Genomic DNA, 7,742 nt, shown 5'->3' with positions numbered 1-7,742 from the left:
GATTCCAATAAAGTATTGGGAAGTAATGAATGAGCCAGACTTATCCGGTCCCGAAGAGGAAGAGGGCCATGAACGACTAGATTTTTATAAACAAGATGCTAAGGCCTACCAAGAACTATTAATTAAAACCTCTGAAGCTATACGCGGAGCCGACCCTGAAGCTAAGATTCTTATTGCCGGTGCCGCTGGAGGTAATGACAGGTTCCTAAATTTTTACCGTGAAGTTTTTGAAAATGAGAATGTTATTTCAGCTTTTGATATCGCGAATGTTCATTGTATTTCTAATGACAATTACCAATCTTTTAATGTGGAGTTGTATAAAGAAATGCTCCAAGAATTTGGTATCAACAAGCCGATATGGGTAACCGAAGCAGAAGCAATAATATCAGATGATATCGACATTAACGCAACTCAAGTTTTACAAAGCACAAAAAAGGCATTGGAACTTGGCGCAGAAAAAATCTTTTTTACTCGATATGATTTCAGGGGTCGATTTGGTGGCATGAAACCGCCTATGCCAGGTGGTGAACCTCAAGATATTAAACCTGAAATTGACGGCTCAAATCCCGCAGAAGCTTATAGAAAGATAACCGGTCAGTAGTTTTGGAAAGGGTTGTTTTGATGTTCTTTTTGAAATATCAAGATTAAAAACCTGACGCTTTTTCCTCGCTCAGCATCCGATGTACAGAAACGGTTCTTAATGCAGATCTCCAACTGTGGCAACTTGCCTATATTTTACATCTTCAAATTCGTTAAAATGAGCATACCCGCATTTTATCTTTCTTTTTTCACTTGTCTTTAATTCCTGCCCTGCCGATTTGGTTTCAGCGACAAAGTAAACCGTCTTTTCATTCTTCTTAATCAAAGCCCAGTCGGGATTATAATTTCCTATTGGTGTTTTAATCTTAAACCAGAAGGGAAGTTTGAAATAAAATTCAATGTCATCTCTGCTTTCACATTCTCTGGCAAATTCATATTCGACATTTGAGTCAAGCGGAACAAGATTGCTGTAAATGGTTTTATCTTTCTTATTTATTTTAAATGTCAGCTCATTGACATGTATTTCATAGTCATCAAATAATCTCATTTCATATTCTTTTGAACCGATTTTTTCGTATTTAATACCTTCAATCATCAACTCCATAAGAACATCCTTTATTGCAATAACCGTATTGTCCAGAAAAAGCTGTGGATTTATTAATACTTCACCGATTCTTTCCGATTTTCTAAGAATTTCAAGAATAGTGGAGCGTGTAAGTTCCGTTCTTTCCTGTATGTAAAAAAGCATATCCGGGATTCTGAATGCGCCATCAAGCGATGTTGCATAAGAAGCTTTTATATCCATAACAATTCCGGTATCATCAAACTCAAGTGCGGTTTTTGTTGTTTTTATAACCGCTTTTCTGATATCCGGCATTTGATTAACTGCTTTTGCCGATTTCTTAATAAGTTCGGATGTATTATATTCAACCCGATATGTGGTTTGATATTTAATCTTGTCCCAGATGTCTTTAAATTTTTCATCCAGTTCAAAGCCTTTCCGGTATTTTACCGTTGTTCTTTCCCTTCTGTTTTTAATCCTGCCTTTAAAAGATACTCCGCAATCTTCTTCAATTTCAGACTGTAATTGTTTGGCAAAATCTTCATACGATTCATTAGCGACAACTGTTAATCGGTTAATATTGGTGTCCTGTATTCGGATTCCTTCCTGATTAACGGAAAGCCTTAGGCCTCTGCCTATTTCCTGTCTCTTTTTTAATTCCGATTGCGTTTCGTTCAAAGTACATATCTGAAAAACATTTGGATTGTCCCACCCCTCACGTAATGCGGAATGGCTGAAAATAAACCTCAAAGGTTCATCTGCGTTTAAAAGCTGCTCTTTATTTTTCATTATCAGCTTAAAGGTATCGTCATCAGCTTGAGTATTTCCTTTTGTATCTTTCCATTTACCTTTTTTATCTGCTGAAAAATAACCGTTATGAACTTCTTCCGCGTCAAAGGGAATTAAATCTTTATATGCTGTTTTGGATGATATTTCCTTATATATTTCTTCAAACCATTTGGCGAATTTGCCTTTAACCGGATTGCAGGCCGAATCATAATCACGATAATTGGCTACACGGTCAATAAAGAAAAGAGAAAGTACCTTTATGCCATTGCTTTTCAGTTTTCTTTCTTTTAAAAAGTGCTCTTCAACCGTTTTTCTGATTTGAACTTTCATAATCTCATCGGAAAGCCCGCCGAACGTATCACCTACAAAAACGGTTTCACCGTTAGAAAATTCAATCAAATTTTCGGAAATATCAATACCGTTTATAATGTAACCATTTTTGTAAATCTCTCTTTTGTTGGATAAATCGTATAAATCATCGCCGACCTTTGCGGTAACGGATTTTCTTTTAACACCGTCAGGATTATTTACATCTATTTTGATTTTGGCAGAAGTACGGGTTTTTGTCGCGGTTACTTTTTTAAGGCAAAGAAATGCTTCATTAAAATCATTTTCCGTGACAATGGAATCCACTTCTATTTGTTTTACCAGCCCGAGGTCATAGGCTTCTACCGGATCAAGGCTGTAAACCATATTGTAACGGTTTGTATGTGTTGCCGAATATCGAAGGGTACAAAGAGGATTCAGATTTTCAATGGCCTTTTTTCTGATTTCCGTCTCCATATTTTGCGGCTCATCCACAATCACAATGGGACCGGTTGCTTGAATAAACTCTATCGGCCTTTTTCCTGTAAGTTTATCATTGGGCTTATTGATTATGTTTTCGTCTTTGGCGAAGGAATCGATATTAATAACAAGAATCTGAATGTTATTATTTATGGCAAAATTTCTTAAATTGGAAACCCGCTTGGAATCATACACATTAAAATTAACAGGTGTCTTATCGTAAAGATTTTGAAAATGTTCAAAGGTGATTTCAAGATTTTTTAATACGCCTTCACGGATAGCGATTGAGGGGACAACAATTACAAACTTTTTAAAACCGTACTTTTTATTTAGTTCGTAAATAGTGCGGAGATATACATAAGTTTTTCCGGTTCCGGTTTCCATTTCAATGGAAAAATGCATACCGTCCAGTTTATCAGAAACAGGCAGTTCGTTTTTGTCCTGAACTGACTGTACATTTTCAAGAATCTGTTCCTTGCCGATGATCAAGCGGTTACCAACTCCGCCCTCCTGTAACAGGTAACTTTCCGAACTAATTGAAAAACTGAAATCAGCCTGACTTAACGGCTGTCCTTCAAAAATTTCGACAATAGAGTTTATCGCATCATGCTGAAATTGTTGGTTTGGGTCAAAGTGGAGTTTCAATGGGAATTACTCCTTTTTTTCAATTTTGCGTAAAGTCTGACCACCAAAACGCTCTTTGCGTAAAGTACTTCCAGAAACAGCTTACGCAAATCAACTTGTGTATATTCTGCTTTACCCAAAATCATAAAACCTTTTTTCCTTCCGCAATATTGATTAAATCCAGCAAAGCATAAACAGTAGGCATTCTGCCTCGTCCTTTTCTTAAAATACTGATTGAGTTTGATTTTACCAATTTTCTTAATAAATCATTGCCTGTAATTTTATTAGGAATGCCCGATAATTTAACGAAATAGACTGAATTTATTATAGGCGAATTGAAAAATGCGTCTAAAGCTGGGACTGCATACTGAGAATGGGTTATATCTATAAATTTCGTTTTTTGTTTTTCATATAGGCTCAGGATTTCTTTTGCCTTAGATATATTCGTATTAGATTGTACGACAATGGCTTGCAGAAAATACTCAACCCAATTCTGCCAGTTGTTTTCTTCGGTAATCGCAAGTAAACCATCATAATATTCATCTCTGTGCGTTTCCAGATATTCACTTAGATAAAACATCGGCCTGTTAAGGCATTTCTTCATATAAAGGAAGAGAGGTATTAGCAGTCTTCCAATTCTTCCATTTCCGTCTTTAAAGGGATGTAGTATTTCAAACTGGGCATGGATAACGGCAAGTTGAACCAAGGGATCTGTATAGTCATTCAGAGTAAGAAATCTCTCCCATTTTTCCAGATGTTCAGGCAGGATGAGTGGAGAAGGCGGTACAAAACGAGCCTGTTCAATTGGAGTACCACGTTTACCTATCCAGTTTTGATCTTTTCTGAATTCGCCCGGTTCCTTGTCTCTTCCCCGAACGCTGTCTAATAAAACAGCATGCAGGCTTTTAATGAAGCTGAGGCTGATACTCCTATGTTTTAATTCATCTTCTGCAATTCGTAAAACCTGCCTATAATTACCAATCTCTTTTATATCTTTCTTTATTGAAGAAGATTTGTTCTTCTCAATTCCTGCATCATGCTCAAGAACCTCCTCTAAAGAAGCTTGAGTTCCTTCAATTTTTGAAGATAAAACCGCCTCATTGGTTGTAAGAGGCGACAGAAGAATACTTGGATTCATTAAACTTTGTAATAATCCATCATAACGGGCTACGGCCGCATTAGCTTTTCCAATCAACGGAACTAATTTTTGCCAGTTTAAATTTTCTATTGGTAACTCATGCGGAATAAATGGTCGCATATCACACCACCTTAAACTCAATCCCCGCATCTTTCATCTGCAATGCGGTATTGGTTTTCAATTGGTCGTCGTTATTAAATAAGCGGTCGAGAGTAATTACCTTTTGTGGTTTTGTATCAATAACCGTCTTAATGATTTCCTTATCCACCTTATCAAGAATTAAAGCAATTTCAGTATCATTCACAAGATAAAAACCGTTTTTTTGCTCAATTTTTGTCGTTAGAGGAACACCCTATTTCAAAAGAAGCTCATAGAGAATATTTTCTGTTTCGGCATTTTCATCAACTGGGTCGGTATGTAAGGTCAACTGTTTAATAAGCTGTTCTTCGCTTTCAATCTTTGTTCGCCAGATTTTAAAATTGGATTCCTGTAGTTTAAAAACCTTAAAACCTAAATCCGGTTTTTCATCTCCGAAATCAAGTTTGCCTTCCTGTTCATCCTCGATTCTTTTAATTACTCGGCGAATGCGTTCTTTGCCGATTTCGGCAATGGTTTTATATCCTGCCTTATATGCTTCCGAATTTTCATCGCATTGCTCAGGCAGTTGCACCAAAATGAATTTACGGTTGCCGTCTTCTTTGTTAAGTGCTAATACGGCTTGGGCAGTAGTGCCAGAGCCGGAGAAGAAGTCAAGGATGATGTCATTACTATCACAAGATGATATTTCTACAATCTGTTTCATTAACCGAACTGGTTTAGGAGAATCAAACTCAACAATTCCAAGCCCTTTCAATTCTTGAGTAGCTTCCTGGTTATGCCCAACCTCTTCATGCAACCAAATTGTTAAGGGTGTTATTCCTTGTTTCACTTCTGACAAAAAGCGTTTTATTGCAGGTACATTGTTGCCATCACGACCAAACCAAATGCGTTTATCTTTGACCAACTCTTGAAATCTTTCTTTGCTAACTCGCCAACATGCACCTTTGGGAGGTTTTACAATCCTTCCGGAAGGAACTGTAATCTCATAATCATATTTTGCAGAATAGGTTTTTACATCTAAACCGCTTGGTTTCCAATCACCTCTTGGGTCATTATCAGGATTAATGTACCGGGAATTCGCTTCTTCTGTCCTTGGTAATAGTTGAGGTCGCCATATTTCTTTGCTCTTTGCATAAAGCAAAATATAATCATGATTATCCGAAAGCCATTTAGCATCATTTGAGGGAGAATATTTCTTTTGCCATATGATCGTTGCCACAAAATTCTCTTCCCCAAATACTTCATTCAGCAAAAGCCGTAAATTATGCACCTCGTTATCATCAATGCTGACAAAAATAACTCCGTCATCCCGCAATAAATTCCTTGCCAAAAACAGCCTCGGATACATCATGGAAAGCCAGTTAGAGTGATAATGGCCGCTGTCCTTGCTGTTTTTGCGGAACAAGCCTTCACGAGTTAAATAACCAGTTTCGTCTTTGTCACCGATGCGTCCCAAATATTCATCTCTGGTTTCGGAGAATTTATCAGGATAGATGAAATTATCATTGCCTGTGTTATACGGCGGGTCAATGTATATCATCTTGATTTTGCCAAAGTATGATTTCTGTAAGACTTTTAGAACTTCAAGGTTTTCACCTTCAATAAAAATATTTTCAGTTGAATCAAAGTTAACGGATTCGTCTTTTTCAGGAGCAAGGGTAGCGGTGGTAGGAGATTGCAGAACCCGGAATGCATCAGATTTTCCAGCCCAGTTTAATACATATCGTTCATTCTTGAATTCTATATCGTCACCCAGCGCGGCTTTCAACTTTTCCCAGTCAATTTTCTTTTCAGTAAATGCTTCAGGAAGGATTTTTTTCAATTTATTTAATTTTTCTTCCGCTATATTCAGCGATTTTCCATCCATTTTATTTTTATCCCTTATTTTTTTCTTCTACCCGCACATGATATGCGAGTTTCTTAAATGGGAAAATCTTTTTCTTTAAGATACCACATCCGCATTCATTTATCTTCGTTCTCAGCACATATAACGTTTGAGTTCACCTGCCCAAAACCCTTGCCAAATAAAACGCAGATAAACCACAAACTTTGATAGAGCACAAAACTTTGAAAAACCGCCACGCTGTTGGCGGTCGGCTGCAACGATTGGTTAAGTGGTCTTATCCTTTGTCTTAATTCCCCATTTGAAAGTCTTTGGTTGTTTCCCTCTCTTCACCCATAGGACTGCCCCTTGCTTTAGGCAAAATTCATAGTTCCAAGTCTTCGCGTCCTTCGGTCGAGGATTGATTCTTGCTGGCAAGTACTGTTTAATAATCTCGTTTTTATGCCAGTCATGTCCAATAGTATCGTAGTCCGTCCAGCCAAGACCAACATCACAAAGCTGCCAAAGGCAGCCATCTTCGGTTTCAAAAATCAAGGGTTTGGTACCATTTGGTAGAGAGAATTCCCACACACGCACCAAATGTTCTTGTTTCTTAAGTTTTCGTTTCCCAAGAATTGGGTCCATTGGCTTACCAGCAAGTACATCATCGAGTGCTTTTTCCAGTATCTCATCGGTTACACCAAGCTGTTTTCTTTTTTGTTCAGTATGCTCTGTGACTCGTCTGTCAAGGTCACTGAACATTTGGGAAAATTCATTTAGCTCCTCGATTATTCTGTTTATTCCTGTCACACTTACCATGAGATGCGCACTATCAAACCAAAAATGATGAGCAAGAAAGTTCCGTTTTGCTGCACCATCTTCAAGTTCTGCAAACAAATCTTTTGGTAATGTATCTTTCAGTTGTTTTGTAACTTCCCCAAGAGTAAGAGAAAATACATATGCCAATTTTTCTTCAACTCTTGGACGTGTAATATCCTCAGATTTTTGAAAGGTTCCCATCGTGTGAATCAAGCAAAGTTCTCGGTGTAAACACTCGCTATGATAATACGCCAAGCCGAATCTTGCATATAGCTCTTTGATCAATTCCCCATCTGGTTGCTGATTTAAAATCATAATTCTTCTCTTACCCCTAACTTATCAATATACAGAATTCCATAATCTATAATTAAATTTCGAGTTAAGACAGATTTTCCCTTCAAAATTTCCAAAAATACACATTATTTAGCAGTATATGGCATCCCATACCCGATACTTTTTTAAATGAAAAAATAAGAATGAAAAATGCCGTGCCTGCCGACAGGCAGGAAAAACGATATAGAAAAATTGAAAATGTTAAAAGCAACTTTTAAAATCAGCCTCCA

Annotated in this window: 6 protein-coding genes; 1 reads left to right on the top strand and 5 read right to left on the bottom strand. The window is 37.3% G+C overall.

Features of this window, described 5'->3' with window-relative positions:
- A partial coding sequence (locus Q7U95_RS04635; RefSeq protein WP_308752259.1) for a hypothetical protein occupies nt 1-601 on the top strand: 601 nt, incomplete at its 5' end.
- 96 nt (nt 602-697) lie between these two features.
- On the opposite strand, the gene Q7U95_RS04630 is transcribed toward Q7U95_RS04635, so the two are convergent.
- The 5 genes from Q7U95_RS04630 to Q7U95_RS04610 all read right to left on the bottom strand — a co-directional run bounded on the left by Q7U95_RS04630 (nt 698) and on the right by Q7U95_RS04610 (nt 7,494).
- The gene (locus tag Q7U95_RS04630) at nt 698-3,322 is read right to left on the bottom strand and encodes a DEAD/DEAH box helicase family protein (RefSeq protein WP_308752257.1); all 2,625 of its coding nucleotides are present in this window, start codon (nt 3,320-3,322) and stop codon (nt 698-700) included.
- Nucleotides 3,323-3,443: 121 nt separating this feature from the next.
- Nucleotides 3,444-4,559: a Fic/DOC family N-terminal domain-containing protein gene (locus Q7U95_RS04625; RefSeq protein WP_308752255.1), complete on the bottom strand. Its 1,116-nt coding sequence runs from the start codon at nt 4,557-4,559 to the stop codon at nt 3,444-3,446.
- Nucleotide 4,560: 1 nt separating this feature from the next.
- Nucleotides 4,561-4,743 (bottom strand): hypothetical protein, encoded by a 183-nt coding sequence (locus Q7U95_RS04620; RefSeq protein ID WP_308752253.1) that lies wholly within the window; start codon nt 4,741-4,743, stop codon nt 4,561-4,563.
- Nucleotides 4,744-4,791: 48 nt separating this feature from the next.
- Entirely contained in the window at nt 4,792-6,405 is a 1,614-nt protein-coding gene (locus Q7U95_RS04615; protein WP_308752251.1) for a site-specific DNA-methyltransferase, read from the bottom strand.
- A 243-nt stretch (nt 6,406-6,648) separates the two neighbouring features.
- Nucleotides 6,649-7,494 carry a hypothetical protein gene (locus Q7U95_RS04610; RefSeq protein WP_308752249.1) on the bottom strand — a complete coding sequence of 282 codons (846 nt, stop codon included), beginning with the start codon at nt 7,492-7,494 and terminating at the stop codon, nt 6,649-6,651.
- Nucleotides 7,495-7,742: the final 248 nt, after the last annotated feature.

The organism is Candidatus Oleimmundimicrobium sp. (assembly GCF_030651595.1).
Lineage (GTDB): Bacteria > Actinomycetota > Aquicultoria > UBA3085 > Oleimmundimicrobiaceae > JAUSCH01.
Note: the sequence above shows the minus strand (reverse complement) of the source record. Positions and strands in the feature narration are given on the sequence as shown.

Coding starts and splice junctions, on each gene's coding strand:
- Q7U95_RS04625 (WP_308752255.1), bottom strand. CDS start 4,559: ATGCGACCATTTATTCCGCATGAGTTACCAATAGAAAATTTAAACTGG.
- Q7U95_RS04610 (WP_308752249.1), bottom strand. CDS start 7,494: ATGATTTTAAATCAGCAACCAGATGGGGAATTGATCAAAGAGCTATAT.
- Q7U95_RS04615 (WP_308752251.1), bottom strand. CDS start 6,405: ATGGATGGAAAATCGCTGAATATAGCGGAAGAAAAATTAAATAAATTG.